Origin of the sequence: Savagea faecisuis (assembly GCF_042675605.1) — a bacterium.
In the GTDB taxonomy this organism is placed as follows: Bacteria; Bacillota; Bacilli; order Bacillales_A; family Planococcaceae; genus Savagea; species Savagea faecisuis.
This window is the reverse complement of record NZ_JBHTJF010000019.1, coordinates 1-25,145: the sequence shown is the minus strand read 5'-3', so window position 1 is coordinate 25,145 and position 25,145 is coordinate 1. Positions and strand designations below refer to the sequence as shown.

At 41.0% G+C, this 25,145-nt stretch carries 29 protein-coding genes and 1 rRNA gene; 17 read left to right on the top strand and 13 right to left on the bottom strand.

Annotated features, from left to right (window positions below; all coding sequences use genetic code 11):
* The first annotated feature begins 1 nt into the window (after position 1).
* From ACFQ0V_RS04290 to ACFQ0V_RS04280, 3 genes are all read left to right on the top strand, one after another.
* Entirely contained in the window at positions 2-277 is a 276-nt protein-coding gene (locus ACFQ0V_RS04290) for a YutD family protein (RefSeq protein WP_381010191.1), read from the top strand.
* Between the two features lie 146 nt (positions 278-423).
* The gene (locus ACFQ0V_RS04285; RefSeq protein ID WP_381010102.1) at positions 424-876 is read left to right on the top strand and encodes a DUF86 domain-containing protein; all 453 of its coding nucleotides are present in this window, start codon (positions 424-426) and stop codon (positions 874-876) included.
* Positions 876-1,640: an HAD-IIA family hydrolase gene (locus ACFQ0V_RS04280; RefSeq protein WP_381010099.1), complete on the top strand. Its 765-nt coding sequence runs from the start codon at positions 876-878 to the stop codon at positions 1,638-1,640. Before ACFQ0V_RS04285 ends, ACFQ0V_RS04280 begins: the two co-directional genes overlap by 1 nt.
* 60 nt (positions 1,641-1,700) lie before the next feature.
* On the opposite strand, the gene ACFQ0V_RS04275 is transcribed toward ACFQ0V_RS04280, so the two are convergent.
* Positions 1,701-1,937 carry a YuzB family protein gene (locus ACFQ0V_RS04275; protein ID WP_194563316.1) on the bottom strand — a complete coding sequence of 79 codons (237 nt, stop codon included), beginning with the start codon at positions 1,935-1,937 and terminating at the stop codon, positions 1,701-1,703.
* A gap of 138 nt (positions 1,938-2,075) precedes the next feature.
* Between ACFQ0V_RS04275 and ACFQ0V_RS04270 the strand changes: the two genes are divergently transcribed.
* Together ACFQ0V_RS04270 and ACFQ0V_RS04265 are read left to right on the top strand one after the other, a co-directional pair.
* Complete coding sequence (locus ACFQ0V_RS04270) at positions 2,076-3,143, top strand: NAD(P)/FAD-dependent oxidoreductase (protein WP_381010096.1); 1,068 nt, start codon at positions 2,076-2,078, stop codon at positions 3,141-3,143.
* Between the two features lie 232 nt (positions 3,144-3,375).
* Positions 3,376-3,609 carry a NifU family protein gene (locus ACFQ0V_RS04265; protein ID WP_381010093.1) on the top strand — a complete coding sequence of 78 codons (234 nt, stop codon included), beginning with the start codon at positions 3,376-3,378 and terminating at the stop codon, positions 3,607-3,609.
* Between the two features lie 53 nt (positions 3,610-3,662).
* Here ACFQ0V_RS04265 and ACFQ0V_RS04260 read toward each other — a convergent pair whose 3' ends face one another.
* Positions 3,663-4,355 carry a DUF2225 domain-containing protein gene (locus ACFQ0V_RS04260; protein ID WP_381010090.1) on the bottom strand — a complete coding sequence of 231 codons (693 nt, stop codon included), beginning with the start codon at positions 4,353-4,355 and terminating at the stop codon, positions 3,663-3,665.
* 108 nt (positions 4,356-4,463) lie between these two features.
* Here ACFQ0V_RS04260 and ACFQ0V_RS04255 point away from each other — a divergent pair, with 108 nt between their 5' ends.
* From ACFQ0V_RS04255 to ACFQ0V_RS04240, 4 genes are all read left to right on the top strand, one after another.
* Entirely contained in the window at positions 4,464-4,829 is a 366-nt protein-coding gene (locus ACFQ0V_RS04255; RefSeq protein WP_381010088.1) for a HesB/IscA family protein, read from the top strand.
* Between the two features lie 157 nt (positions 4,830-4,986).
* Positions 4,987-6,207: an NAD(P)/FAD-dependent oxidoreductase gene (locus ACFQ0V_RS04250; protein ID WP_381010086.1), complete on the top strand. Its 1,221-nt coding sequence runs from the start codon at positions 4,987-4,989 to the stop codon at positions 6,205-6,207.
* Positions 6,208-6,270: 63 nt separating this feature from the next.
* Positions 6,271-6,756 carry an NUDIX domain-containing protein gene (locus ACFQ0V_RS04245; protein ID WP_381010084.1) on the top strand — a complete coding sequence of 162 codons (486 nt, stop codon included), beginning with the start codon at positions 6,271-6,273 and terminating at the stop codon, positions 6,754-6,756.
* 32 nt (positions 6,757-6,788) lie between these two features.
* Positions 6,789-7,115, top strand: a complete 327-nt coding sequence (locus tag ACFQ0V_RS04240; RefSeq protein ID WP_381010081.1) for a YuiB family protein — start codon at positions 6,789-6,791, stop codon at positions 7,113-7,115.
* Positions 7,116-7,162: 47 nt separating this feature from the next.
* On the opposite strand, the gene ACFQ0V_RS04235 is transcribed toward ACFQ0V_RS04240, so the two are convergent.
* A complete protein-coding gene (locus tag ACFQ0V_RS04235) occupies positions 7,163-7,636 on the bottom strand; it encodes a divergent PAP2 family protein (RefSeq protein ID WP_381010190.1) in 474 nt (157 codons plus the stop codon).
* A 128-nt stretch (positions 7,637-7,764) separates the two neighbouring features.
* Here ACFQ0V_RS04235 and ACFQ0V_RS04230 point away from each other — a divergent pair, with 128 nt between their 5' ends.
* A complete protein-coding gene (locus ACFQ0V_RS04230; protein WP_381010079.1) occupies positions 7,765-9,258 on the top strand; it encodes a leucyl aminopeptidase in 1,494 nt (497 codons plus the stop codon).
* A 53-nt stretch (positions 9,259-9,311) separates the two neighbouring features.
* Here the strand turns inward: ACFQ0V_RS04230 and mnhG are convergent, their stop codons facing one another.
* Genes mnhG through ACFQ0V_RS04195 form a run of 7 tightly spaced genes read right to left on the bottom strand, consistent with a single transcriptional unit; the run spans position 9,312 to position 15,073 of the window.
* Positions 9,312-9,692 (bottom strand): monovalent cation/H(+) antiporter subunit G, encoded by a 381-nt coding sequence (mnhG, locus tag ACFQ0V_RS04225; protein WP_381010076.1) that lies wholly within the window; start codon positions 9,690-9,692, stop codon positions 9,312-9,314.
* Positions 9,676-9,957 carry a Na(+)/H(+) antiporter subunit F1 gene (locus ACFQ0V_RS04220; RefSeq protein ID WP_194563307.1) on the bottom strand — a complete coding sequence of 94 codons (282 nt, stop codon included), beginning with the start codon at positions 9,955-9,957 and terminating at the stop codon, positions 9,676-9,678. Before ACFQ0V_RS04220 ends, mnhG begins: the two co-directional genes overlap by 17 nt.
* Complete coding sequence (locus tag ACFQ0V_RS04215) at positions 9,954-10,436, bottom strand: Na+/H+ antiporter subunit E (protein WP_381010073.1); 483 nt, start codon at positions 10,434-10,436, stop codon at positions 9,954-9,956. Before ACFQ0V_RS04215 ends, ACFQ0V_RS04220 begins: the two co-directional genes overlap by 4 nt.
* Before the next feature lie 7 nt (positions 10,437-10,443).
* Positions 10,444-11,925: a Na+/H+ antiporter subunit D gene (locus ACFQ0V_RS04210; protein WP_381010070.1), complete on the bottom strand. Its 1,482-nt coding sequence runs from the start codon at positions 11,923-11,925 to the stop codon at positions 10,444-10,446.
* Positions 11,918-12,259, bottom strand: coding sequence for a Na(+)/H(+) antiporter subunit C (locus ACFQ0V_RS04205; RefSeq protein ID WP_194563304.1), 342 nt, complete (start codon positions 12,257-12,259; stop codon positions 11,918-11,920). The genes ACFQ0V_RS04210 and ACFQ0V_RS04205 overlap by 8 nt, the downstream gene beginning before the upstream one ends.
* Positions 12,259-12,681, bottom strand: coding sequence for a Na(+)/H(+) antiporter subunit B (locus ACFQ0V_RS04200; protein WP_194563303.1), 423 nt, complete (start codon positions 12,679-12,681; stop codon positions 12,259-12,261). The genes ACFQ0V_RS04205 and ACFQ0V_RS04200 overlap by 1 nt, the downstream gene beginning before the upstream one ends.
* Entirely contained in the window at positions 12,668-15,073 is a 2,406-nt protein-coding gene (locus tag ACFQ0V_RS04195) for a Na+/H+ antiporter subunit A (RefSeq protein ID WP_381010067.1), read from the bottom strand. Before ACFQ0V_RS04195 ends, ACFQ0V_RS04200 begins: the two co-directional genes overlap by 14 nt.
* A gap of 155 nt (positions 15,074-15,228) precedes the next feature.
* Here ACFQ0V_RS04195 and ACFQ0V_RS04190 point away from each other — a divergent pair, with 155 nt between their 5' ends.
* Positions 15,229-15,801: a DUF5366 family protein gene (locus ACFQ0V_RS04190; protein ID WP_381010065.1), complete on the top strand. Its 573-nt coding sequence runs from the start codon at positions 15,229-15,231 to the stop codon at positions 15,799-15,801.
* A gap of 37 nt (positions 15,802-15,838) precedes the next feature.
* Here ACFQ0V_RS04190 and ACFQ0V_RS04185 read toward each other — a convergent pair whose 3' ends face one another.
* On the bottom strand, positions 15,839-17,704 hold the full coding sequence (locus ACFQ0V_RS04185; protein WP_381010062.1) for a transglycosylase domain-containing protein: 1,866 nt from the start codon (positions 17,702-17,704) through the stop codon (positions 15,839-15,841).
* Positions 17,705-17,820: 116 nt separating this feature from the next.
* Positions 17,821-19,014, bottom strand: coding sequence for an MFS transporter (locus ACFQ0V_RS04180; RefSeq protein ID WP_381010187.1), 1,194 nt, complete (start codon positions 19,012-19,014; stop codon positions 17,821-17,823).
* 303 nt (positions 19,015-19,317) lie between these two features.
* On the opposite strand from ACFQ0V_RS04180, the gene ACFQ0V_RS04175 reads away from it, so the two are divergent.
* Positions 19,318-19,905 (top strand): peptidylprolyl isomerase, encoded by a 588-nt coding sequence (locus ACFQ0V_RS04175; RefSeq protein WP_381010184.1) that lies wholly within the window; start codon positions 19,318-19,320, stop codon positions 19,903-19,905.
* Positions 19,906-19,931: 26 nt separating this feature from the next.
* Positions 19,932-20,144: a hypothetical protein gene (locus ACFQ0V_RS04170; RefSeq protein WP_381010181.1), complete on the top strand. Its 213-nt coding sequence runs from the start codon at positions 19,932-19,934 to the stop codon at positions 20,142-20,144.
* A gap of 48 nt (positions 20,145-20,192) precedes the next feature.
* Here ACFQ0V_RS04170 and ACFQ0V_RS04165 read toward each other — a convergent pair whose 3' ends face one another.
* A complete protein-coding gene (locus ACFQ0V_RS04165) occupies positions 20,193-21,374 on the bottom strand; it encodes a MalY/PatB family protein (RefSeq protein WP_381010059.1) in 1,182 nt (393 codons plus the stop codon).
* A gap of 224 nt (positions 21,375-21,598) precedes the next feature.
* On the opposite strand from ACFQ0V_RS04165, the gene yugI reads away from it, so the two are divergent.
* The 4 genes from yugI to ACFQ0V_RS04145 all read left to right on the top strand — a co-directional run.
* A complete protein-coding gene (gene yugI / locus ACFQ0V_RS04160) occupies positions 21,599-21,985 on the top strand; it encodes a S1 domain-containing post-transcriptional regulator GSP13 (protein ID WP_381010057.1) in 387 nt (128 codons plus the stop codon).
* A 128-nt stretch (positions 21,986-22,113) separates the two neighbouring features.
* On the top strand, positions 22,114-23,358 hold the full coding sequence (locus ACFQ0V_RS04155) for a Glu/Leu/Phe/Val family dehydrogenase (RefSeq protein WP_381010178.1): 1,245 nt from the start codon (positions 22,114-22,116) through the stop codon (positions 23,356-23,358).
* Between the two features lie 113 nt (positions 23,359-23,471).
* Positions 23,472-24,380 carry a DMT family transporter gene (locus ACFQ0V_RS04150; protein WP_381010054.1) on the top strand — a complete coding sequence of 303 codons (909 nt, stop codon included), beginning with the start codon at positions 23,472-23,474 and terminating at the stop codon, positions 24,378-24,380.
* Positions 24,381-24,790: 410 nt separating this feature from the next.
* Positions 24,791-25,145: ribosomal RNA gene (locus ACFQ0V_RS04145) — 16S ribosomal RNA — on the top strand; the annotation flags it as partial.

Sequence of the window (25,145 nt, the reverse complement as noted above, 5' to 3'; positions counted from 1 at the left end):
AATTAAAATTGGTAAATTTCAATACGAGTTAATACATGATCATAAAGAGGCGTTTCAAGAAGAAGTATTCGCAGAACGCTACACAGATATTTTAGGGAAATATGATTATATCGTCGGGGATTGGGGATACGGTCAACTGCGATTAAAAGGATTTTATGAGGACCGCCATCCGAAATCTACGTTTGAAACGAAGTATAGCAATGTACAAGATTACTTATACGAGTATTGTAATTTTGGATGTGCATACTTTATCGTGAAAAAATTGAAAAAACAATAAGGCAATCGCCACGCTATAAAGCGAAGGAAGGTTCAGCAATGAACGAATCCTTCGCTTTTTTGTTGGAACTTCAATGCGTATCCTCAAATAATTATGATATGATAATACGTAATGATAAAATTTATTATTTAGTTGGAGGGGTCATCATGTATTTTGTAGATCGAAATAAAATTAATGACACATTGCAACATATGGATCAATTGTTAGAAGTGTTCAATGAGCGTTCTGAATGGACAGAAACGACAGTAGAGCAACTCGCATTAGAGCGTTTGACACATGTCGTCATCGAGTCGATTATCGATGTCGGAAATGCGATGATTGATGGATTTATTATGCGCGACCCAGGAAGTTACGAAGATATTATTGACATTATGGACGATGAGGAAGTCATTACGGACGATATGGTTGAACCGTTAAAAGCGGTCGTTGCACTTCGTAAAGAAATCGTTCAACAGTTTACGAATATGAATCATTTAGCGATGTATACAGCGATGCAAAAAAGTATGCCAGCTTTACAAAATTGGTCAAAACGAGTGAATTACTATTTAGAAAATGAGCTCGGCCCTGTATCAGCATTTTTACCAGAGGATCACGCATAATGAAACAGTACCGCGCGTATTGTTTTGATTTAGATGGCACCGTATATAAAGGGACAGAAGTGATTGAAGTGGCAGCTGAAACGATTCGTTGCTTACAACAAAAAGGAATTGAACCTTATTTTATTACGAATAATGCTTCAGTCAACCGAGAAGATGTCGAGAAAAAATTAGCGAAGATGGGGATTACTGCAGTGCGTGAACGCATTTATACGACAGCGGTAGCATCAGCTTTATATTGCGCAGAGCATCATGCCTCTTCTCGCATTTATTTATACGGTGAAGAAGGTTTGCGAAAAGCATTCGCTGAACAAAATCTTCACGTTGTAGGACCAGAAGAAGCGGACGTTGCAGTTGTCGGCATTAACCGTAACTCGACGTATGAGAGCTTGTCCGAAGTTATGAATGTCATTCGAAACGGTGCAACTTTTATCGCGACGAATAGCGATAAAATCATTCCGACAGCGACAGGATTCGGTGTTGGCAATGGCTCGTTCATTCGACTTCTTGCGCATGCGACAGGTATTGAACCACTCTATATCGGAAAACCGGAATCGACGATGCTCGAACTCGTTCGAGAAAGTGGCGGTTATACGAAAGATGAGATGGTCATGATCGGTGATAATTATGATACGGATATTTTATGTGGTATTCGATATGAAATCGATACGATTCACGTCGCAGGAGGCGTTCATTCGAAAGAACAAATTCAAGAACGCGAGCTGCAACCTACTTACTTTGTAAATACTTTAACTGAAATAATATGAAAAAATGCCCTTTTCCTCAAAACTTTCACATAGAAAGACAAGGAAAAGGGCATTTTTCTTTTAAAAGAGAGGATTGTCCTCAATGTATTGATAAATGCGCTCCGTTAATTGTTCAGGCGTTTCAGCTTCTACGATATCGCCATTGACAAGCGCGTATAAACCTTCTGTACATTTCGTACAGTAACTTAAACAACCGTACTCGAGCACGTCTAAGTTCGGATCGCGTTCTAACGTTTCGAACGTCTCTTGTGCACCTTGCGCGAGATTTGAAATGCAAAATTCGATAATTGGATTCACTCTGTTCACCTCACCTTTAAAATGTACTCTGTTTTTTCTTTACCGTCAACGAATAAAAATCATTGTGAAACTTTGCACAAACTGCTATAATCAAAAGTAGAAAAGTTCGGACTATAACAAAAGGTGAAGGAGAATAACATGAGAAAACTACTGTTATTAGGTGCAGGATACGGAAATATGCGTATTTTATTGCGTTTATTAAACAAGGACTTACCAGAAGATATCGATATTACATTAGTCGATCGCACGCCATTTCACAGTTTAAAAACAGAATTTTATGCGATTGCGGCTGGGACAGTTCCAGATTCTGAAATTCGTGTAGCACTTCCAGAACATCCACAACTAACATTTGTAGAAGGGGAAGTATCTCGCATCGATGCGGAGCAACAATTCGTTGAACTTGGGGACGGAAAGAAATTACAATATGACGAACTCGTCATCGGTTTAGGTTGTGAAGACAATTATCACGACGTACCTGGAGCTGCTGAACATACATACAGCATTCAAACGATTGGGGATTCACGCAAAACATATCAAACATTGCTTGGACTACCAGGTGGTTCTACAGTGGGGATTGTTGGAGCGGGATTAAGTGGGATTGAACTTGCGAGTGAACTTCGTGAAAGTCGCCCTGATTTAAAAATTAAATTATTCGACCGTGGACCACGAATTTTACGTGATTTCCCAGAACGTTTAAGCAACTATGTGAAAAGTTGGTTCGATGAGCACAATGTAGACGTAGTTGCAGAGTCTAATATTACGAAAGTAGAACCGACTTGTTTACACAACCATAAAGAAACGATTCCAGTTGATGCTGTCGTTTGGACAGCAGGTGTTCGTCCAGTTCTTCCTGTACGTGAATTGGACGTTGAAAAAGCAGGCGGTGGGCGCGTCGTCTTAAATGAGTATCATCAAGTTCCACAACATGATAATGTATATGTCGTCGGTGATTGTGCTGCTTTACCACATGCGCCAAGTGCTCAATTAGCCGAAGTTCAAGCGGAGCAAATCGTCACTGTGTTACGCAAAGTATGGGCGAATGAACCACTACCAGAAAAAATGCCAGAACTGAAATTAAAAGGATTTATGGGTTCACTCGGTAAGAAAAAAGGTTTCGCTTACGTTGCAGATCGTACTGTTACCGGTCGTATCGCACGTCTGATGAAATCAGGTTTACTTTGGTTCTATAAATGGCATAACAACTAAAATAAAGGCTTTCCTCATTTTACTAAGGAGGAAAGCCTTTTTTATCGAAAATAGAATAATTATTAAGAGAGTATGTTCATTTGATACGGAAAAGAATGATAAAATATTCATTTCTATATAGATGACAATGAAAATCAAGCTTATTCATTCTCAATTAAAAGAGTTCGTGCTATAATGAAAAAAACTCAAGCAACATTTGAGTAAAAGTTAAACGTGAAAGGAGCATCCATCAATGTCACAAGAATTAATGGAACCTGTACAGGAAGTATTGGATAAATTACGCCCATTCCTCATTCGTGATGGAGGGGACTGTGAATTAGTAGATGTGGAGGACGGAATTGTAAAATTACGTCTACTCGGAGCATGCGGTACGTGCCCAAGTTCAACGATTACGTTAAAAGCAGGAATTGAACGTGCACTTTTAGAAGAAGTACCAGGGATTGTAGAAGTCGAGCAAGTATTTTAGTTGAACGTATGAAAAATGTAGACAAAGTGCTTGCACTTTGTCTACATTTCTTTCTATTCTGATTTATTTTCGTCAAGCTCACGAATTTCTTGCCAACGTTCTTTAGCGAGGTCTACCGCTTTCGGATCGGTAGAGTTCTTTTGATTACTAATGATGTAGCTGAAATTTCGAATCGCTTCATCTTTATCGCCGATGCGCCAAGATAACTCTGCGATTAAATAAACGACACGAGTTTCTGACATCGTCGTACCGGCATGATCACCTGCCGTAAACGCTTCTTTGTAAGCGTCGCGAGAAGCAGTGAGGAAGCGAATTTCATTTTCTTCATCACCGAGTTCACGGTAGAGCCAAGCTAAACGTAAAGCGAGCCCAGCAGTAGGAAGCGCTTTTTCTTCTTTTAATTTGGAGCTGAGAAGAGCGAGTTTATACGTTTCAATCGCATCTTCAATCGTACGTTCACCCGTCAGGTCACGTTCGTTCCAATTAGCGCGAATAATTTTTTCGATTTTTTGTTCAGCATGTGGAGCGAAATAAGGTAAGAAATCTTCGGTGAAAGCGAAGCCACAACTTGGACAAACTGCTACGTTATAATAAAGTGGGTTAGCCTCTACATTTTTGTAGTTCGGCTTAAAATCGGTATCATGGGAAGCAACGCGAACGAAACGTGAACGAACACGCGATGTTTTAAAAGGATGTTTACAGTACAGACATTTTATACTTTTCGGATAAATCGGTTCAATTTGCATAATAAAGTCCCTCCACAAATAATTAATAGTTCTTATTAGTATTATAGACGAATAATTAAAAAAATGTGAAGAATGGCTTATAACAATATAAAAGGAGGATGTTGAGAAATGACACAAGCAGTAGAAATTACGACAGCAGCAGCGACACAAGTGAAAACGATGATGAAGCATAACGGGGAAGAAGGTTCTTACTTACGCGTAGGAGTACAAGGTGGAGGATGCAGTGGTCTTACGTACAGTTTAGGGTTTGAAAAAGAACGTCAACCGTCTGATATCGTCTATGAACAACACGGTATTCCTGTTTTAGTAGAGAAAGATGATGCAGCTATTTTAGAAGGGACGATTGTAGACTTTAAACAGTCGCTCATGGGCGGTGGATTTACGATTGATAATCCGAATGCGATTGCATCTTGCGGATGTGGAACGTCTTTCCGTACAGATAAAAAAGTTGGTACTCCAGAAGTTTGTGAATAGTTCACGAAATGGTAACTTTGACACGAGAAACTCGTATAACGTATTGAAATAACCATCTAAAAACGATATTATTAAAAGTAGCAGTTTGTTTCTAACAACATTTGCCAACCGTTCGCGGCAAAGTAAATAAATAATATAAAAGGTGGTTTCGATTTTCGTGAAAAGACCAACGATTTTAGTATTAGGTGCAGGGTATGGTGGTTTAATGACCGTCACGAACTTGCAGAAGAAGTTAGGAGTGAACGAAGCAGAGATCGTTCTCATTAATAAGAACTCCTACCATTACGAATCAACATGGCTCCATGAGGCAGCAGCAGGTACGCTTGAGCCGAATGAGGTTCGTTATGAAATTAAAGATGTCATTGATCAATCTAAAGTAAACTTCATTCAAGCGGAAGTGACAAAGATTGATGTCGATGAGAAAGTCGTATTATCAACAGCTGGAGAGCACACATATGACTACTTAGTGATCGCACTTGGTTTCGAAGGAGAAACTTTCGGCATTCCAGGTTTAGAAGAACACGCATTTTCAATTGCGAACGTTCTCGCAGCGCGTCGCATTCGTGACCATATTGAATATCAATTTTCAACATGGGCTACAGAACAAGAAGGAGAGCGTGACGACAGCCGTTTAACATTCGTTGTCGGAGGCGCAGGATTCACAGGTATTGAATTTTTAGGAGAGTTAGGCAACCAAGTTCCAGTATGGTGTGATGCATACGATGTACCACGTGAAAAGGTACGTGTGATTTGTGTCGAAGCAGCACCTATGGTATTACCAGGATTCGATCCAGAACTTGTTGACTATGCGGTCGCTCAATTAGAATCAAAAGGCATTGAGTTTTCAATCGGTACGCCGCTCGTCGAAGCTACAGAAGAAGGCGTTAAAATTAAAACTGGTGAAGAAGAGTTTGAATTCATCGAAACGAAAACAGTCGTTTGGGCAGCGGGTGTTCGTGGAAATCGTTTAATCGAAGAGACGAATATCGAAAGCGCACGTGCACGCGTACGTGTAGAACCAGATTTACGCGCACCAGGACGCGAAGATGTATTCATCGTCGGAGACTGTGCATTTATGATCAACGAAGCAGAGAATCGTCCATATCCACCGACAGCACAAATTGCGATGCAACAAGGACAGCAATGTGCAGCGAATATCGCGTCACTATTAGCGAAAAAACCTACAACAGCATTTGTTCCTGACTTAAAAGGTAGCGTTTGTTCACTCGGTTCAGACGATGCTATCGGTGTTGTGTTCGGTAAAAAAGTAACGGGCGGTACAGCATCATTTATGAAAAAGATGGTCGATAACCGTGCATTATTCATGGTTGGCGGACTTGGCTTAACGATGAAAAAAGGTAAATTTGATTTGCTATAAGAGCGAATGATAACACTTGCCAACGATTTGTTGAGCAAGTGTTTTTTAAAGGGGGAATGACATTTGAGTCGTCGTGGTGAAGTGTGGTTAGGTGCGGCAGCAATTGTTGAAAATTCGAAAGGCGAACTTCTCGTCGTTGAAAAGTCATACGGCGGATTGAATGGCCGATGGAGTTTCCCCGCAGGCTTTGTCGATAAAGGAGAGACCCTCGATGAAGCTGCAGTGCGTGAAGTGCAAGAAGAGACAGGCATTTCGATTGAAGTTGTCGGTTGTATCGGTGTACGTTCAGGCGTTTTAAGTAATGATGTGAGTGATAATATGGTACTATTTATAGGACGCCCATTAAATGAACGACAGACGATACGAGTAGCTGAAGGTGAAATCAATCTTGCCCATTGGTTGCCGAAAGAGTATTTATTAGAAGATGAAAGAAGTTCAAAAATGATTGTTCAATTTTGCCGTGCTTTTCCGAAAGGATATTTTCATAAAGTTGAGAATTTCAATCCTGGAAATCAATTTGGCTATAAATCATACAATCTGTTCTTATAACAGGGGTTAATGATCAACAGGAGGTTAACGAAGTGGAACAAATTACACTCGTCCAACTATTTTTAACAGCATTGTTATTTTTAGTGATTTTCTTCGGAATCGGGTTTTTAATCAATATGTTGCTCCGAATGACATGGTTTATGGCCATTGTTTATCCGATCATCGTCATTTTAATTATTGATGAAGTAAAGTTTTACGAATATTTTACGAAACCGAAGTATGCATTTGATATGCTCGGAACGAAACTATCAAACTTAATGATGGCAGATATTGTAACGCTCATTTGTGGATTTATCGGAGCGGTATTGTCTGGAATTGTCATGCGTATTTTACGTAAACAAGGGTACCAAATGTTTTAATAAAAAGACCTTCACTTTTAGCTAAATCGCTAATGGGAAGGTCTTTTTCATATACTAAAATAAAGAATAATTGCTAAACCGATCCCTGTACATGCACCGAAAAATACTTCACTAGGCTTATGCCCGAGCAATGTTTTTAATTCTTGGCGCTTTTCAGGTTCATCTTTTTGTGCCCACTCTTTCGATACTTGAATGAGCTGTTGAAAATCGTCGCGCATTTGGTTAATGACAGCTGCTTGTTGCCCCGCTTGATAACGGATGCCTGTCGCATCGAACATGACGATGACTGCAAAAATTGCGCTAATAGCGAAGAGTGGAGAATCAAAGCCTTCTTGCAAACCGACAGCAGTCGTCAAACCTGATACAGCAGCGGAATGAGAGCTCGGCATACTTCCCGTAGACGTCAGCAAACTCCAATCGATTTTGCGTGTGACGAAAAAATGAATCGGTACTTTAACAAATTGTGCGAGTCCAATGGCGAGTAGAGCAGTGATGAGAGGAAAGTTAGAAACTATCGAAATTAGGCTCAGTCCTTTCGTGCATTTTCTCTATTATACTAAACATTGTGTAAATGAAATGTAAAATCGATTCGGAACTCGAAATAAATGGAAAACATGGTATAATGAAAAACGAAAAGGAGTGGAATTTCATGAACGTAACACAAGTGAATCAAACAGCATTCGGTGAAGCGACAAGCTCTTTCTACGTCGTAGCAGTACACCGTGCAACAGATCAAGAGCAATGGGTAGCCGATTTAAAAGAAAAGACAGGGGTTGACCTCGTTGCGCTTTTAAAACAACAACTCATTTCTCATGAAGAAGGAAAAGTATCGCTCGTACCTACGATGCAAGAGTCAGGTATTACACGTATCGTAACAGTCGGTCTCGGAGCGAAATCAGAATGGATGATGTCGACAGTACGTGAAAGCTTCGCAGCAGTCGGAAAAGCGGCGCTTCAAGCGAAAGCGGAAGAAGTGACAATTTGTGTGCCAGCACTTGAAGCATTTGAGCAAGAGGTAGAAGAAGTCGTTAACGTAGCAGTAGAAGGAATCGGCCTCGGTCAATACGTCGTTCCTCATTACAAAGCGACGGTGAATGAAGCGGCATATGAGTGGTCTACGCTCGGTTTAGACGGTGCGGAAGATTTAGATGTTACAGTAGGACTCGCAAGTGCAGAAGCGGTGAATTACGCTCGTACGCTCGTCAACATGCCACCAAACATTTTAACGGCACGTGAAATGGCACGCCAAGCAGAGAAAATTGCTGAAAAGCACGGTTTTGAAATCGAAGTACTCGGTAAAGAAGAGCTTGAAGAAATCGGAGCAGGTGCATTGTTAGCGGTGAACCAAGGTTCTGTAGAGCCCCCACGTCTCATCGTTATGAAATATCATGGCGGCGGAGAAGACTGGACAGATGTGTTAGGTCTCGTCGGAAAAGGAATTACGTTCGATACAGGCGGTTACACATTAAAGCCAGGTCCTAGTATGGTCGGCATGAAAGGCGATATGGGCGGTGCAGCAGCAGTTCTCGGAGCGATGGACTTAATCGGTACACTTCGTCCAGAGCGCAATGTGATGGCGGTCATCGCATCGACAGATAATATGATTAACGGCGAAGCGATCCGTCCGGATGATGTCATTACATCACTTAGTGGCAAAACGATTGAAATTGTCAGCACAGATGCGGAAGGTCGTCTCGTTTTAGCGGATGCCGTAACGTATGCGAAACAAGAAGGAGCAGACTACTTAATCGATGTTGCGACATTGACAGGTGGTGTCATCGTAGCACTCGGTAAAGATAAAACAGGTGCGGTGACGAATGACGAAGCATATTTCGAAGAATTTATGCAAGCGGCGATTGAAGCGGATGAATTCGTTTGGCGTCTCCCATTGACGAAAAACGATAAAAAACGTATTCGCAACAGTTTAGTAGCGGATTTAAATAACGCACCAGGCCGTGACGGTCATATGATTTTCGGCGGTGGTTTCGTAGGAGAGTTCGCGGAAGATACACCGTGGGTTCATTTAGACATCGCAGGAACATCAGACGCAGAAGGACCACATGTGTTAGGTCCAAAAGGTGCGACCGGTGTTATGGTTCGTACGCTCGCGACATTTGCGGAGCAATTTGAAACGGAAAAATAAAAAATTGAAACAAAAAAAGCGAACGTCTCGTTAATCCGAGCGTTCGCTTTTTGTTAATCGATATCAGGGCGAGGGCGTGCTTTGCGCTTCGCTTCCTCTACAACTTCCTCTAATTCGTCTCCAACAGTGAGCGGTGACTTCTCGACGCCTGAAATGTAAGCAGCGCGTCCCATTAAGTGACCTCCGATAGGAGAGGTAATGAATAGAAAGACGATAGCAAGCAATAATTGAATACTGAACAAGCCTTCTTTTAACCAATAGTGGAAAAATACCCCGAGTAAAATACTCAGTACCCCAAATGTCGTACTTTTTGAAGCAGCATGTGCGCGTGTGTACACATCGGGCAGACGGAGAATACCAATCATCGTGACGAGTGTGAAAAGCACTCCGACACTAATTGTAATGACAATTAACGTATTAGCGATCACGGTCATATTGAATGATCTCTCCTTTCTCTATAAATTTAGAGAATGATACTGTCCCGATAAAGGACATAATCGCAACGAGTAAAATGACTTCGATGAAAAATTCTGTATCGAAAATAATGGATAGTAACGCGGTAGCGGAAATGATTAAAATACCAATTCCGTCTAAAGCGATGAGTCGGTCGGGAATCGATGGACCTTTGAAAACACGGTACATGAGCCCGAGCATCGACAATAGGACGAGCACGAGGGCTACCCACATAAATGTCATCATGAACGACTCACCTCCAATATCGCTTTTTCGAATGTGTTTTTGATTGAATGAATCGCTTCATCCACATCATCGACATCGATCGCGTGAATATACAATGTACTTTGATCATCTGAAACGTATAATACGACCGTTCCTGGTGTCAATGTAATTAAACTAGAAAGCAATGTAATTTCCCAGTCATGTTCTAATTCTGTAGGCAATGCGAAAATCATCGGTTGAATCTTTTCGAGATCTGGTTTCAAGACGACCATTAAAACCGAAATGTTGGATAACGTTAATTCCTTTAAAAAGATGAGGAATAATTTCGTCGCTGACCAAAGGCGCCAAATGTATAAACGCTGTTTGAAGAAGCGACGGAAAAGCACGATGAGCAAAAGCCCAATAATATATCCAACAATGAAAGACGTTGCGGAAACCGATGAATTAATTAACATCCAAATAACAGCGATAAATACGTTTAGTAATATTTGAAATGCCATTCGTTCATCACTCCTTAAATACCGCATCAATGTATAATGATGGGTCTAATAATACGTCTTTTGAATCTGTAATTAATGGCATGAACCATTCAGTTCCAACTCCGTAGACGACAGATAAGATGACGAGCAATGTCGTCGGAATCATCATCTTCTTATATTGCATGCGATTGACAGGCTTCGTCTCTTTCGGCTCTCCCCAAAACGCATATAAGAAAATGCGAATGACAGAGAGTAATACGACTAAGCTTGATAATAGTACCGCAATCGCTCCGATCCAATGCCCAGCATTGAACGAACCTTGAACGATGAGAAGCTTACCGATAAATCCGCTGAGTGGCGGAATTCCAGCGAGTCCGAATGCGGCGATTAAGTAAGTCCAACCGAGTCCAGGGTATTGCTTCATCAACCCGCTAATCTCTCGTAAATTACTCGTACCTGTAACGAAAATGATGACACCAATTAAGAGGAAGAGTGCTGCTTTAATGAGCATGTCGTGCACGATGTAGTACACGCTTCCTGCCATCGCGAAATCATCCATTAAAGAGACACCGTATAAAATGACACCGACTGCGATGACGATGTTATAAATAACGATTTGTTTTAAGTCGAAGTAAGCGAGTGCTCCGATACATCCGACAACGATTGTTAAAAGAGATAATCCCATCAACCACATATGTGTATAACCTACATCATGTACGAAGAAGAGCGTATACGTGCGTGTGATGGAGTATATGCCGACTTTCGTAAGTAAAGCACCGAATAGTGTCAATACAGGAATCGGTGGCGCAGCGTAAGCGCTAGGCAACCAGAAGTACAGTGGGAAAATCGCTCCTTTAATTCCGAAGACGATTAAAAATAAAATTCCAATCACTGTAATAATTCCAGGTTGATCAACTTCTGCAATCTTCACTGAAATGTCTGCCATGTTTAACGTTCCGACAATCGAGTATAAATACGCGACCGTAATGACGAATAGTGCAGACGATACGACGTTCACTAACATGTATTTAATCGATTCACGAAGTTGACGTTTCTCTCCGCCAAGGACAATTAAAACGTAACTCGCCATGAGAAGCACTTCGAAAAATACGAACATGTTGAAAATATCACCCGTCGTAAATGCGCCGTTAATTCCTGTAATCATAAATAAAATTGCAGGATAGTAATAGTTGCGCTCTCGTCCTTCATCGATCGCATAGAAGCTGTAGATGACGACGAAAAATGTAACAATTAATGTCGTCGTGACGAGCAATGCGGAGAAAGCATCGGACACCATCGAAATTCCGTAAGGTGCCGCCCAACTACCTAAATTGACGGTTTGAATTCCATCTGTATGGACGATGTACGCTAAGAAAATCGAGCTAATGAGACTGAGCGCAAGTCCGAGAGATACTAGAATTCGTTGAACGATAATATTTTCTTTAAAGAACAATAAGACAATCGCAAAGAAGAACGGGATGAGAATCGGAAATAATACGATATTAGTCATGTTCATCATTTCCTCTCAATGCATTCATATTGTCAGTTTTATGGACCGCATATAAACGGTAAGACAACACTAACATGAATGCTGTCACTCCAAAGCTAATGACGATCGCTGTTAAAATGAGCGCTTGTGGAAGCGGGTCGGCGAAGTCTGTCACACCATCTGCGATAACAGGAGGTGATTCTCCACCGAGGCCACCCATCGTTAAGATGAGCAAGTGAGCCCCGTGACTGAGCAAGCCCGTTCCTAAAATGATTTTTAAAAGAGAGCGCGATAAGATTAAGTAGACCGCTGCTGTGAAAAGTACGCCTACTAAAATAGCTGTGAGCAGTTCCATTACGTATCGCCTCCAATCGTTTGAATCATCGTCATCGCCGCTCCGACGACGACTAAATAAACACCTAAATCAAAGAGCATCGCGGTATGCAATGACGTTTCACCGAAAAGTGGTAAGTTGAAATCGTCAAAAGCATGTGTGAAAAATGGTAAGTCGACAAAAAGTGGCCAACTTGCCGTTAAAATCGCGAGCAACAGTCCGACTGCCACGACTTTCATAAAGTCGAAAGGCAGGGCTTTTTGAACTGTTTTTAAATCGAAGGCGAGCAATAGTAAAATGAGCGCCCCTGTCGTCAATAATCCTCCAACGAATCCTCCCCCAGGTGTGTAATGACCGGCGAAGAAAATATGGATGGAGAAAATGAAGATGATGAAGAAAACGACTTTCGTAGTTGTCTGTAAAATGACATCATTTGTTTTCATCTGCATGATCTCCTTTCAAACGTAGACGAATCATCGTGAATACACCGATTGCCGCAATCGATAAGACTGCGATTTCAAACAATGTATCAAAGCCACGATAGTCGACTAAAATAACGTTTACGATATTTCCCCCACCTGCTAATGTGTCGACCGTATCTTTATAATACTGTGAGATGGAAGGGATGAGCTTCGTCGAATGAGAAGCGAGAGCAACGAGTGTGATCGTAATTCCGACACCTGCTGCAATGATTCCGTTGACGATTTTATTTTGTTTCGTTTCACCGTGCGTATTCAATTGTGGCAAACGTTGGAATGCTAACAAGAATAACGCAACAGAGACCGTTTCAATAACGAGCTGTGTGAGCGCTAAGTCTGGCGCTTTAAACATGACGAAAAATAGTGCGATTGAATATCCGCTCGCCCCGAGTGCGATAAATGCTGCAATACGTGATTTTGCCAATAGGACGAAACTGATCGCCAACAGTAAAATCATCGCATTTAAAATAGCGAAAATCGACACAGGTGTTACGGAAGATAAATCAAACGCAAATGCGCTTTTCGCAAAGACAGCGATTAGCGTAATGATCGAGAATGACGCGAAAATGTATAAGAAGTACGTGCGCGTCACGCCTGTCATATAAGCGCGTGAAATTTTATTCATACCGACTTCGCTAAAGTTCATCATCGCATCGTAGAAACGATTGAGCGATAAGTAGCTCGGCTGAATGCCGTAATACGGTTGCCATTTGTCCAATGTTTTATACATGAGGAATCCAATGACCACGACTCCGACCGTTAACCAAAGTGCAGGTGCATTGAATCCGTGCCAAGCTTGAATCTGAATCGTTACATCTTGTGGCACTGCATATAAATGTGGTTGGAGTGCTGCGACAGCAGGTTTAATAATCCAATCACTAAACTTGTTCGGAATGAAGAAGATGACGACGACAAATGCCGCTAAAATAATCGGTGAAATGAGCATGCCAAATGGCGGCTCTTTCGGTGAAGCGGGCAGTTGTTCGACATCGCCTTTTTTCACGAATGTGTAGAAGACGAAATAGAAGCTGTAAATAAATGTGAAAACGCTCGCAATCCAAGCGATGACAGGGAATAAAATACCCCACGTATCAAATTGGAACAATTCGAAATGACGAATTGTAAGCATCGCATCTAAAAACATCTCTTTACTTAAGAAACCGTTAAATGGTGGAAGACCTGCCATCGAGAATGAACCGATCGCCGCTACAGTGAATGTAATCGGCATAATGCTCATCAATCCACCTAATTTACGAATATCTCGAGTGCCTGCTTCGTGGTCAACAATCCCTGCAATCATGAACAAGCTTCCTTTAAAGGTAGCGTGGTTCAATAAATGGAAGATCGCTGCGAAACCGGCAATCGCGAAAATAGGTTCAGCAGAATGTACAGACATCCCACTTGCCCCGAGCAACGACATAATTAAACCGAGTTGACTCACAGTAGAGAAGGCGAGAATCGCTTTGAGGTCGGTTTGTTTGACCGCAAAGAAAGAGCCCCAGAACAATGTGAATAACCCGATTCCTGTCACGAGCCAAATCCAAACGCTCGATGTTGCAAATAAAGGGGTGAAACGAGCAACGAGATAAAGACCAGCTTTAACCATCGTCGCAGAGTGTAAATACGCACTGACGGGTGTCGGTGCTTCCATCGCATCTGGCAACCAGATGTAGAATGGAAATTGTGCAGATTTCGTGAATGCTCCTAATAAAATAAGGAGTAAAGCTAAAATAAATAACGGATGATCCGCAACTTGTGAACTGTTGGCGATCATCTCACGGATAGAATAACTGCCAGCTGCTAAACTTAAAATCGCAAAGCCTCCGAGCATCATTAAACCACCGAATACTGTAATCATCATCGATTTCAAAGCTCCGAATCGAGATGCGTCCTTCGTATACCAATAACCGATTAATAGGAATGAAGAAATCGACGTTAACTCCCAAAATAAGTAGAGTGAAATGACGTTATCCGATTGAACAACCCCGAGCATCGCGCTCATGAAAAGCAATAAGTACACATAGAAGTGACCTAGTTTTTCCTTTGATTGATCTAAATAATAAATCGAATAGAGGACGACGAGCGACCCAATTCCAGTAATCAATAAACTAAATAGTAAGCTCAGTCCATCAATGTATGAATAAAATTCAATTCCGAGCGAGGGAATCCAACTGAAAGAAGATTCAAGTACGAATCCTTCCATTGAGGTCGGAATGAGCATCGCATAAATGATGAAAAGCACGAGTGGAACGGCTAAAACGAACCAACCAGTATGTATGCGCTTTACTAAACGGAATAAAGATGGGACGAATAAAGCTGCAATCATCGGCACGAAGATAAAGAAAACATAATCCACGAAATAATCCTCCTTTCGAAATAAAAAGCATGTACTACCAACAAAGTATAGCGCAAAATAAAAAACTTTGCATTGTGTAAAATAGGACAATCCTTGCTAAAAATGAGTTCTTTCCTATATATTAGAGAGGTTAAAAAATATTTTTGAGGTGCCGTATGAAAAATCCTTATATTTTTGGCTATTTACCGTTCGTCAACATCGTCCTATTCAGCTTAACGTTCGGTGTTTATGCTGTCAGTTTTATCGTTGAACAATTTAAACATATCGGCTTATATGAAGGACTTTTAGAATTTTTTTCAGATATTCAAATACGCTTACTTTTTTTAATTGTTTTTGCTGTTTTATTTTTTATGATTTTTTCAGCGTTGAAACTGATCGCCGAAACGATTCATGAAACGGCGATGCTCTTTTTTGCAAAAGAAGTAGATCCTTCATTATACCGAAAAGTGAAGAGCGGCAACTTAATTTATTTTTTAGGTGCGTTAATTTCAATCGCATCGATTCAATCATTGCTCGGTCTCATCATTATTTTTGCAGCATCGACATTGCTCTACTTTAATTTTTTAATGTATCAATTAAGTAAACAAACGAATTTTATGCATTTAATCGGTCTTATCTTTTTTGAAATCATTATTTGGGCGACGCTATTATCTGTTGTCGCTTACGCTTTATTGAAATTGTATAACGGAATTGTCGAAGCGATACCGCTTGTGACGACAGAACAATAAAAGAGAAGGTTTCGCCTGAGCGAAGTATTCTCTTTTTTTAGTGACCGTAATAAGGATTGAGTAAGTAAGAGAGTGAACGATGATGTAGTTTAGCGGAACTGTAAGATTCGATACTTTTATTGTCATCATTTCCGAGCCATACTGCCGCGGTATAGCGATCGTTCAATCCAGCAATCCACAAATCTTTATAGTAATCTGTAGTACCTGTTTTAGCACCAGTGTAATTTGTAGAGTATGTTAAGCCTTGGGCCGTCCCATTGACAACGGTACTGTGTAAAAGTTGTCGCATTGTACTCACTGTGCGTTCATTCCATACTTCAATCGAATCGACAGGTCGTTGATACAATACCTCGCCATTTAACGTCTTTAAAGAACGGATTGTTGACGGTTCTAAGTAATAGCCATCGATAAAACTTGAATATCCTTTGGCCATTTCGAGGGGTGTAAAACCTTTTGTAAAACCACCTAATGCTGCGGCATACGTATGGTCTTGCTCTGTAATATGTTCAAAATTGAAAGGTTGAAGCGATTCAAAAGCTTTATCTAATCCGACTCGCTGTAAAGAGCGCACTGCAGCGGTATTGTGACTGTAGCGAAATGCTTGGTCTAACGTCGTCACACCGTATGTCGCACGTCCGATATTTTTAGGACAATATTGATGAATACAAATATTGCTGCTATCGATCAAAGATTGTGGCGTATATCGTTGCTGTTCGAGCAATGGTGCATACACGAGTAATGGTTTGATCGCAGAACCAGGTTGGCGCACGGCTTGGTGAGCTCGGTGAAATCCTGCTTTTTCATAGTTTTGTCCCGCATAAAGGGAGACGATTTCACGCGTGTCATTTGAAATGACGGCTCCTCCCATTTGTAAAACTGGGTATGGGGAGAGTAATTGGTTCACATTTGTTTCCACTTGATTTTGCTTTTGCTCAGCGAGTGCTGTTTCAATGATAAGTCCGTCTTGTAAAAGTTGATGGTATTCGGCTTGGAATTCCTGCCAAATGACTGACTGTTCATCTACTGAAGCGTTTTTTAATCGCTCATCATAGCCAAGTTCTCTTATTAAAATACGTTGAGCTTCTGACATGACGTAATCCGAATACATCGGGAAGCGGTCTACTTTTTGTTTCACTTGCAAATCAATCGGCAATTGTTTGAAAGCTTCTGCTTCTTCTTCAGTAATGACTCCTTCACGAGCGACGAGGTCGAGCAATCGTTCTTGACGCGCTTTCGTTCGCTCAAAATGGCGTAAAGGGTTGTAAAAAGATGGGTTGTTTGGAATTGCTGCTAAGAAGGCAATTTCCGCTTCATTCAATTCGGCGAGTGGCCGACTGAAATAATAAGTGGCCGCCGCACCTAATCCATATACACGATTTGCGAAATACATTTCATTTAAGTACATTTCTAAAATTTCATCTTTTGAAAATTTCTTTTCTAACTCGGCAGAATAAAGGAGCTCTTTAAATTTTCGTTCATACGTTTTTTCGGTCGTTAAAAAGCGCATACGTACGAGTTGTTGAGTAATCGTCGAAGCCCCTTGTTGAATGTCATCATTCACACTATTCATCGCGAATGCACGGATAATCGCGGCGATATCATAGCCTTTATGTGTATAAAAAGCGCGATCTTCACTTTGTAAAAAGATTTGTTGTGCAAAGTGAGAAAATTGGTGAAGGGCGAGCGGTTCACGCCATTCTACATACACTTCTGAAAATACTTGTCCATCGCTATTGAGCAATGTGACGGGTAAAGTGAGCAGCGGGTCTTCAATGACGATTGAATCTTGGACACGCTGTTTATATTCAGTGGCATAGTACCACTCTGAAACGATTCCTTTTTGAGCGAAGAAAAGTAGTGGAATCGCTAAAAGAGCGAGTACGAAGCCGACCCATTGCTTCATGCAAGTAGCCTCCTTGAATCAAAACATAATAGTAAAAGAATAGCACACTTTTTCTGAATGGAACATGATGGGAAAGTAAAAAATGCCCTACCTTTCGAAAAAGGCGGGGCATCTCTTTACGATTGTTGTTCTTTTAATAAATAATCTTCAAAATCGATCGTTTTTCGTTTGCGTGCTAAGAACAGTAAAACGAAAGCGATGACGAAGAGGGAAGCGGTCACTAAAAAGACAGCAGAAATGCCGATGATACCACTGATAATCCCTCCGAACATCGGTCCGATAATATTACCTAAGAAGCGGAAGCTCGTATTGTAGCCCATCACTTCGCCTTGAATTTCAATCGGTGCTTCTCTGCGCACGAGTGCAGTCGTCACTGGAATCATGCCACCAACGACGATTCCGAATAATAGTCTGCATAAAATTAATTGCCATAAGCTCGTAACGAACGCTTGTGGGAAAATGAAAAGAGCGGATAGCAATAGAAGAATCGTCAATACTTTTTCATATCCGATAGAATCTCCGAGTTTTCCCCATTGTCTCGCGAATAGCAAGTTACCGAGACCGGCTGCACTGAACGTTAAACCAGCTAAAAATGCGACTTCTTGCGCACCTGTTAATTCCGCTACATAGAGCGAAAGTAAAGGTTGTATACTGAAGTTACCAATTTGAATTAAAGATGTGACGAGCATGACATTTAACATGAGTGGGTGATGTAAAATTCCATGTAAAATCATCTTGCGTGAAAACTTAGCTTCACGTTTCGTTTTTACTTTTTTCTCTTCTTTAATGCCGAAAAGAACGAGTAAAGCGGCAGTCGCTACTGTAGCAGAAGTGATGATGAACGTGTATTGGAATCCGAAAGCATCTGCGAGAAGGCCTCCGAAGACAGGACCAAATAAAGTACCAGCAACGCTCCCCATTTGCATCGTACCGAGCATTTTTCCTGCTTCTTCTTTTTTTACTTGTGAGGAGATGAAAGCGAGAGATGTCGGCACGAATCCTGTTACGACACCGTTAAAAAGACGTAAAATGAAGAAAGTTTCGACTGAATTGACGAATCCCATTAAAAAAACAGAGAGTGCAATCCCGAAACCGTTAATGAGTAAAATTGGCTTAAAGCCGTATTTGTCTGCGATTCGTCCCCAAATTGGTGACATGATGAACGCAGTGACGAAGGTAGCCCCGAAAATGAGCCCTGCCCATTTTTGGATATAGGCGTCAGAGTGATCTCCGAACGTCGTAATGTATAAAGATAAAAAAGGCATGATCATCGTCATCGTGCCCGCCACTAAAAAGTTGGCGAACCACATAATGATAAAATTCTTTTTTTGCACGTTTTTCACTATAGAAAACCTACTTTCTGTCTCGTGCTCTATTGATTTAAGTATAGGCTACTTCCGTTTGTGAATAAAGTGTCATGCTTTCTTATCGAAATTGTGAGATACTTGTGCTAAAATAATGAAGGTGATAGACATATGAAAAAAATGAAGATTAGTCTCTTTCTATTACTCGCTACATTTTTACTCATCGCATGTTCTGAAGAGGATGAATCGAGTACAGCTGGTGAGTCCAGTGAGCCGGTAGAAGAGAAAAGCCAACAGGAGGATCATAATATGTACCCACAGTTAAACAAAGAAGTAGCAGAAAATGAAGCACTCGTTGTCATGCATACGAATAAGGGTGACATCAAAATAAAATTATTCAAAGAAGAAACACCGAAAACAGTAGAGAACTTCATTACTCACGCTGAAAACGGTTATTATGACGGTGTGATTTTCCACCGCGTCATCGAAGATTTCATGATCCAAGGGGGAGACCCTGATGGAACAGGAATGGGCGGCGAAAGTATTTACGGCGGTTCATTTGAAGATGAGTTCACGATGAACTTATTTAACTTACGCGGTGCGCTTTCAATGGCAAACGCTGGTCCAAACACGAATGGTAGCCAGTTCTTCATCGTACAAGCGAACAAGTCACACGGTTCAGCTGCACAATTAAAAGAAGGTGGATGGCCAGAAGAAATCGCAGAAGCTTATGAAGAGATGGGTGGAACTCCACATTTAGATCAACGCCATACAGTATTCGGTCACGTAGTAGAGGGAATGGACGTTGTCGATGACATCGCAGCAGTTCAAAAAGGCCCTGGCGACCGTCCAGTATACGATGTAGTCATTGAGTCAATCGACGTCATTCAAAAATAATAAAAGAATAGGAAGTGGTTCAATTGATGCCGTTCCTTTATTTCCCGGAAGATAAGTCGGAATACATTCCGGCTGCTATATCATTTACGATTTTTATGATTTTAATGATCATCACTTACCGTTGGATTCTTAAAATCTCGAAAAAGCAAGAAGCTGAATCGAAAAAAATCGAAGAACGTGTCATGCGTGAACGTGAAGAGAATATAAAGCATACTGCTCAACACTCGCACGACAAATAAGGAAAAGCTCTCAGTAAGATGACTGTCATCTCGCTGAGAGCTTTTTTGTTAACTTAAAGACTGGAATCCTTTTATAATGCGCGCGACACCATCTTCAAGAAATGGCTTCGGAGTTGCGACGTTAATGCGTAAAAATCCTTCGCCTTCTTTTCCATATTTACTACCAGGGTCGAGTGCTACTTTCCCTTCATGAAGTAAAGCGTTCATCACTTCTTTTTCGGAGAATCCTGTTTCACGGTAGTCGAGCCACATTAAATACGTACTTTCTGGTTTGCGAATTTTTAATTTAGGAAGTGCAGTCGTTAATGTTTCGATGACATAATCGAAATGTTCATCCAATACGCTCTTCAATTCATCGAGCCAAGGGCGACCTTCGCGATATGCAGCGATCCAAGCACTTGAAGCGAAAGCATTCAATTCCATTTGACCGTGGAATTGAGCCGTTTGTTGTAACGCTTTACGAATTTCAGCATTCGTCACAACCATCGCAGCCGCTTGTACACCCGCTAAGTTAAATGTTTTCGTCGGAGCGACACAAGTGACTAGGCGATCTTCTTTTGTCGCTAACGTTGCGATTGGAATATGTTGTTGTGAAAAGACGAGGTCTGAATGAATCTCATCCGATAAAATGAAAACATCGTGACGACGACAAATGTCGAGCACTTTTTGCAAATCTTCCCGGCTCCATACGACACCAGCAGGATTGTGCGGGTTGCATAAAATAAACATTTTGACATCATGTTCAATAATCGTTTGTTCGAAGTGCTCAAAAGCAAAAGAATACTGTCCGTCTTGCTCATGCAAAGGAGAATAAACGACTTTTCGGTTTTGATTCGTTGGAATGTTGAAGAACGGTGGGTAGACAGGGGGAGTCATAATAACCGTGTCTCCAGCTTCGGTAAATGTTTCTAAAATGGCAGCGATTGCAGGAATCACGCCATGCTGGAATAAGAGGTCCTCCGTTTGAATCGTCCAATCATGACTTTCTTTTAACCAATCAACTAAAGCGAGCTTACACTCCTCGCACATGTAAGAATAGCCGAAAATGGGATGCTTCAATCTTTCCTCTAAAGCAGCAGTGATCACATTAGGGATGGCGAAATCCATATCGGCAATCCACATCGGTAAAATATCACTCGCATCATCTAGCTGATAAACCGCTTCCATTTTGCCCCACTTCACAGAGCGCGTATTGTGTCGGTCATACACTTTTAAAAATTGTTCCCTCATAAAAACTCAACTCCTTTTGCATATTCTTTTTAAGTATAAACGATATACAGATTGAACGATAGATGAAGTAGAGAGAATTTTTAATTTAATAACGAGCGTTCAATTAACAGAATTGTGAAAAATAAGAGAAATCATTCAGTCTTTTTTGCGACAATAGAGGAGCTTTGTTATACTGATACATGAACATACACACATAGCGGATGAATAATGAGGAGCTGTTCCACATGGCGAAAATTTACAGAGTAGGTGACATCCTCACTGGAAAGGTGACAGGTATCCAGCCGTACGGAGTTTTTATTGCATTAGACGAACAGACTCAAGGACTCGTCCATATTTCAGAAATCACATACGGATATGTAAAAAACATTGAGGATTTTGTGAAAGTTGGCGATTACATCCGAGTGAAAGTATCCCATATCGATCGCGATACAGGGAAAATTAGTTTGTCGATCCGTGCGCTCAAAAAAGCACCTGCTCGCCGGCGCAAATATTACCGTTCTACGAAAACGTTACAGGAGCGGGTGAATGAGAGGGACGAGGTCGGTTTTCATTCGTTAGCTGAGAAGTTAGATGAATGGATCGAACAGTCAGGATTTAAAAACGGGGATTAGCATGATAGAGCTAATCCTCGTTTTTGTATGGAAGGGAATGAAACGACTAATTAAAACGTTCACTATTTTCGCAAGATTATGTTACAATGAGTGCAACAAATCATTTTATAAAAGAGGCGAATGAACTTATGGGGGAAAACTTTAACTTATTGACATCGACACAAGAGATTATTAAAGAAGCACTTCAGAAATTAGGTTACGATAAAGGTATGTACGAATTGTTAAAAGAGCCTTTGCGCACTGTGGAGATTAGAATTCCTGTCCGCATGGATGATGGCAAAGTACAAGTATTTACCGGTTTTCGCGCTCAACATAATGATGCAGTCGGTCCAAATAAAGGCGGTATCCGTCTGCACCCGCATGTCACTGTCGAAGATGTGAAAGCGTTATCGATGTGGATGACATTAAAAGCAGGTGTTATGAATTTACCTTATGGTGGCGGAAAAGGGGCTATCGTTTGTGACCCTAGAGAGTTATCGTTAGGTGAATTGGAACGTTTAAGTCGTGGTTATGTACGTGCACTGTTTGACTTAATAGGTCCAAATCAAGATGTTCCAGCCCCTGACATTTTCACAAATGCTCAAATGATGGCTTGGATGTTAGATGAATACAATACGTTAAATCGTTCGCAACAACCAGGTTTCATCACGGGCAAGCCGGTCGCACTCGGTGGATCGGAAGGACGCGAACGTGCTACTGCTTCAGGTGTAACAGTTGTCGTGAAAGAAGCGGCTAAAAAACGCAATCTCGATTTAAATGGTGCAACTGTTATCATTCAAGGATTCGGAAATGCTGGCAGCAACTTAGCGAAATTCCTTTCAGATGAAGGAGCTAAAGTAATTGGTATTTCAGATGCGCATGGGGCTTTACACGATTCGGAAGGTTTGGACGTAGAATATTTATTAGATCGTCGCGATAGTTTCGGTACAGTGACGACATTATTCGATGAGACAATTACAAATGAAGAACTTTTACAAATCCCTTGTGATATTTTAATTCCGGCAAGTATGGGAGAACAAATTTCATATCAAGATGCAAAGACTCTCGATACGAAAATTATTGTAGAAGTGGCGAATAATCCATTATCAGAAGAAGCGAACCGTTTATTAACAGAAAAAGGTGTGCTCATCATTCCAGATGTACTCGCAAGTTCAGGTGGCTTGACAGTATCCTACTTTGAATGGGTTCAAAACAACTCTGGTTACTATTGGACAGATGAAATGGTACGAGAGCGTATGTCAGCGAAAATGGTCGAAGCTTTCGAAAACATTTATACAGTTGCAGAAAGTCGTCGCATCGATATGAGACTCGCAGCTTATATGGTAGGAATTCAAAAAATTGCTGAAGGTTCAAGATTTAGAGGTTGGGCGTAAACGAAAATATATTCGCCTTTCTTATAAAGAAATAATATATTTGTAAAGGGAAGTTCTTTCGCAAAATCCATTGCGGGAGAACTTTTTCTATGGAGAGAGGGCGGGAATTCACAATGAAACCAAAAATGCATCCCTATATTCCGATTGCTATCGGGGTGATCGCGGTAGCGTTATCTGCTATTTTTGTAAAGATGACAACGGCAGATTCAGGTGTTGTCGCGTTTTATCGTATGTTGTTTTCAGTGCTATTAATGTCACCTGTTTTTTTAACACGTTACTTACATGAAGTGAAACTTTTAACAAAGCGGGATTGGATTTTCTCAAGCATTGCAGGATTATTTTTAGCTTTACATTTTGTGTTTTGGTTTGAATCTCTGAATTATACATCCGTTGCTAGCTCTACTGTTCTTGTAACATTACAACCGATTTTCGCTTTTGTGGGCACTTACTTCCTATTTAAAGAGAAAATTTCGATGCAAGCTTTTTTCTCGGCAACATTAGCGATTACAGGGAGCTTTATTATAAGTTGGGGAGACTTCCAAATTGGCGGAACCGCATTATTTGGAGATATCCTTGCTTTACTTGGTTGTGCATTTATTACAATCTATTTGCTTTTTGGGCAAGATGTAAGAAGAAGATTATCGTTAATGACTTATACATTTATCGTATACAGTGTAAGTACAATCGCTTTATTTTTTTATGTTTTAATGAAAGGAGCTTCATTCGGCCCGTATTCGTCAAATGAATGGATGTGGTTTTTCTTATTAGCACTCATTCCTAACTTCCTTGGTCATACACTTTTTAACTGGGCGCTAAAGTATGTCAGTACGAATGTAATCTCTGTGGCTATTTTATTTGAACCAGTAGGAGCGTCGATATTAGCTTATTATATATTTAAAGAAACATTAACGACGAGCCAAATAGCAGGGGGAATCGTTGTCATTGCAGGGATTTTATTGTTTGTAGTGGATCTCAAGAAAATAAAATTAAAGTATTTTCAAAAAAGACTTGATTTAAATTAGAGAGATGGTGTATATTAGTTATTGTCTTATTCGAGAGACGGAAAACAACTTTCGAATAACGAAATAAAAAAATATTAAAAAGTTGTTGACAAATGAATGAAGATGCTGTAAATTAAAGAAGTCGCTAAGAACGACACCATGAACATTGAAAACTGAACAGTAACTTGTTGATGAAATAAATCGTTTCTTTATTCAACCCCGTTGGATATCGAAACAAAAATTTTGGACATCTATAAAAGATGCCAGCAAAAATTTGAGCTTACTCAAATTTCTCTTTTTCTGTGAAAACAGAAAAAGAAACGAGACGCGAGCGAGACGAGGAAACGAAAGAGCGAATGAAGGAGCGTATTCAATACGTGACTGAAATGAGCGATTGAAGTTGACGAAGTATCGCGAAGCAGATCGCTTTCTTTTTTGAGAGTTTGATCCTGGCTCAGGACGAACGCTGGCGGCGTGCCTAATACATGCAAGTCGAGCGAACAAGAGAGGTGCTTGCACCTCTTGCGTTAGCGGCGGATGGGTGAGTAACACGTGGGCAACCTGCCCTGTAGATTGGGATAACTCGCGGAAACGCGGGCTAATACCAAATGATCCATCGTACCTCCTGGTACGATGTTGAAAGACGGTTTCGGCTGTCACTACAGGATGGGCCCGCGGCGCATTAGCTAGTTGGTGGGGTAATGGCCTACCAAGGCAACGATGCGTAGCCGACCTGAGAGGGTGATCGGCCACACTGGGACTGAGACACGGCCCAGACTCCTACGG

What these genes read in the sequence shown, in the direction of transcription:
- ACFQ0V_RS04150 (WP_381010054.1), top strand. Translation starts at nt 23,472, where the DNA reads ATGAAACCAAAAATGCATCCCTATATTCCGATTGCTATCGGGGTGATC.
- ACFQ0V_RS04165 (WP_381010059.1), bottom strand. Translation starts at nt 21,374, where the DNA reads ATGAGGGAACAATTTTTAAAAGTGTATGACCGACACAATACGCGCTCT.
- ACFQ0V_RS04175 (WP_381010184.1), top strand. Translation starts at nt 19,318, where the DNA reads ATGTACCCACAGTTAAACAAAGAAGTAGCAGAAAATGAAGCACTCGTT.
- ACFQ0V_RS04205 (WP_194563304.1), bottom strand. Translation starts at nt 12,259, where the DNA reads ATGGAACTGCTCACAGCTATTTTAGTAGGCGTACTTTTCACAGCAGCG.
- ACFQ0V_RS04230 (WP_381010079.1), top strand. Translation starts at nt 7,765, where the DNA reads ATGAACGTAACACAAGTGAATCAAACAGCATTCGGTGAAGCGACAAGC.
- ACFQ0V_RS04210 (WP_381010070.1), bottom strand. Translation starts at nt 11,925, where the DNA reads ATGACTAATATCGTATTATTTCCGATTCTCATCCCGTTCTTCTTTGCG.
- ACFQ0V_RS04220 (WP_194563307.1), bottom strand. Translation starts at nt 9,957, where the DNA reads ATGATGACATTTATGTGGGTAGCCCTCGTGCTCGTCCTATTGTCGATG.
- ACFQ0V_RS04180 (WP_381010187.1), bottom strand. Translation starts at nt 19,014, where the DNA reads ATGTGGTTCGCCAACTTTTTAGTGGCGGGCACGATGACGATGATCATG.
- yugI (WP_381010057.1), top strand. Translation starts at nt 21,599, where the DNA reads ATGGCGAAAATTTACAGAGTAGGTGACATCCTCACTGGAAAGGTGACA.
- ACFQ0V_RS04285 (WP_381010102.1), top strand. Translation starts at nt 424, where the DNA reads ATGTATTTTGTAGATCGAAATAAAATTAATGACACATTGCAACATATG.
- ACFQ0V_RS04170 (WP_381010181.1), top strand. Translation starts at nt 19,932, where the DNA reads ATGCCGTTCCTTTATTTCCCGGAAGATAAGTCGGAATACATTCCGGCT.
- ACFQ0V_RS04190 (WP_381010065.1), top strand. Translation starts at nt 15,229, where the DNA reads ATGAAAAATCCTTATATTTTTGGCTATTTACCGTTCGTCAACATCGTC.
- ACFQ0V_RS04265 (WP_381010093.1), top strand. Translation starts at nt 3,376, where the DNA reads ATGTCACAAGAATTAATGGAACCTGTACAGGAAGTATTGGATAAATTA.
- ACFQ0V_RS04255 (WP_381010088.1), top strand. Translation starts at nt 4,464, where the DNA reads ATGACACAAGCAGTAGAAATTACGACAGCAGCAGCGACACAAGTGAAA.
- mnhG (WP_381010076.1), bottom strand. Translation starts at nt 9,692, where the DNA reads ATGACCGTGATCGCTAATACGTTAATTGTCATTACAATTAGTGTCGGA.
- ACFQ0V_RS04185 (WP_381010062.1), bottom strand. Translation starts at nt 17,704, where the DNA reads ATGAAGCAATGGGTCGGCTTCGTACTCGCTCTTTTAGCGATTCCACTA.
- ACFQ0V_RS04280 (WP_381010099.1), top strand. Translation starts at nt 876, where the DNA reads ATGAAACAGTACCGCGCGTATTGTTTTGATTTAGATGGCACCGTATAT.
- ACFQ0V_RS04200 (WP_194563303.1), bottom strand. Translation starts at nt 12,681, where the DNA reads ATGAAAACAAATGATGTCATTTTACAGACAACTACGAAAGTCGTTTTC.
- ACFQ0V_RS04260 (WP_381010090.1), bottom strand. Translation starts at nt 4,355, where the DNA reads ATGCAAATTGAACCGATTTATCCGAAAAGTATAAAATGTCTGTACTGT.
- ACFQ0V_RS04215 (WP_381010073.1), bottom strand. Translation starts at nt 10,436, where the DNA reads ATGGCATTTCAAATATTACTAAACGTATTTATCGCTGTTATTTGGATG.
- ACFQ0V_RS04270 (WP_381010096.1), top strand. Translation starts at nt 2,076, where the DNA reads ATGAGAAAACTACTGTTATTAGGTGCAGGATACGGAAATATGCGTATT.
- ACFQ0V_RS04155 (WP_381010178.1), top strand. Translation starts at nt 22,114, where the DNA reads ATGGGGGAAAACTTTAACTTATTGACATCGACACAAGAGATTATTAAA.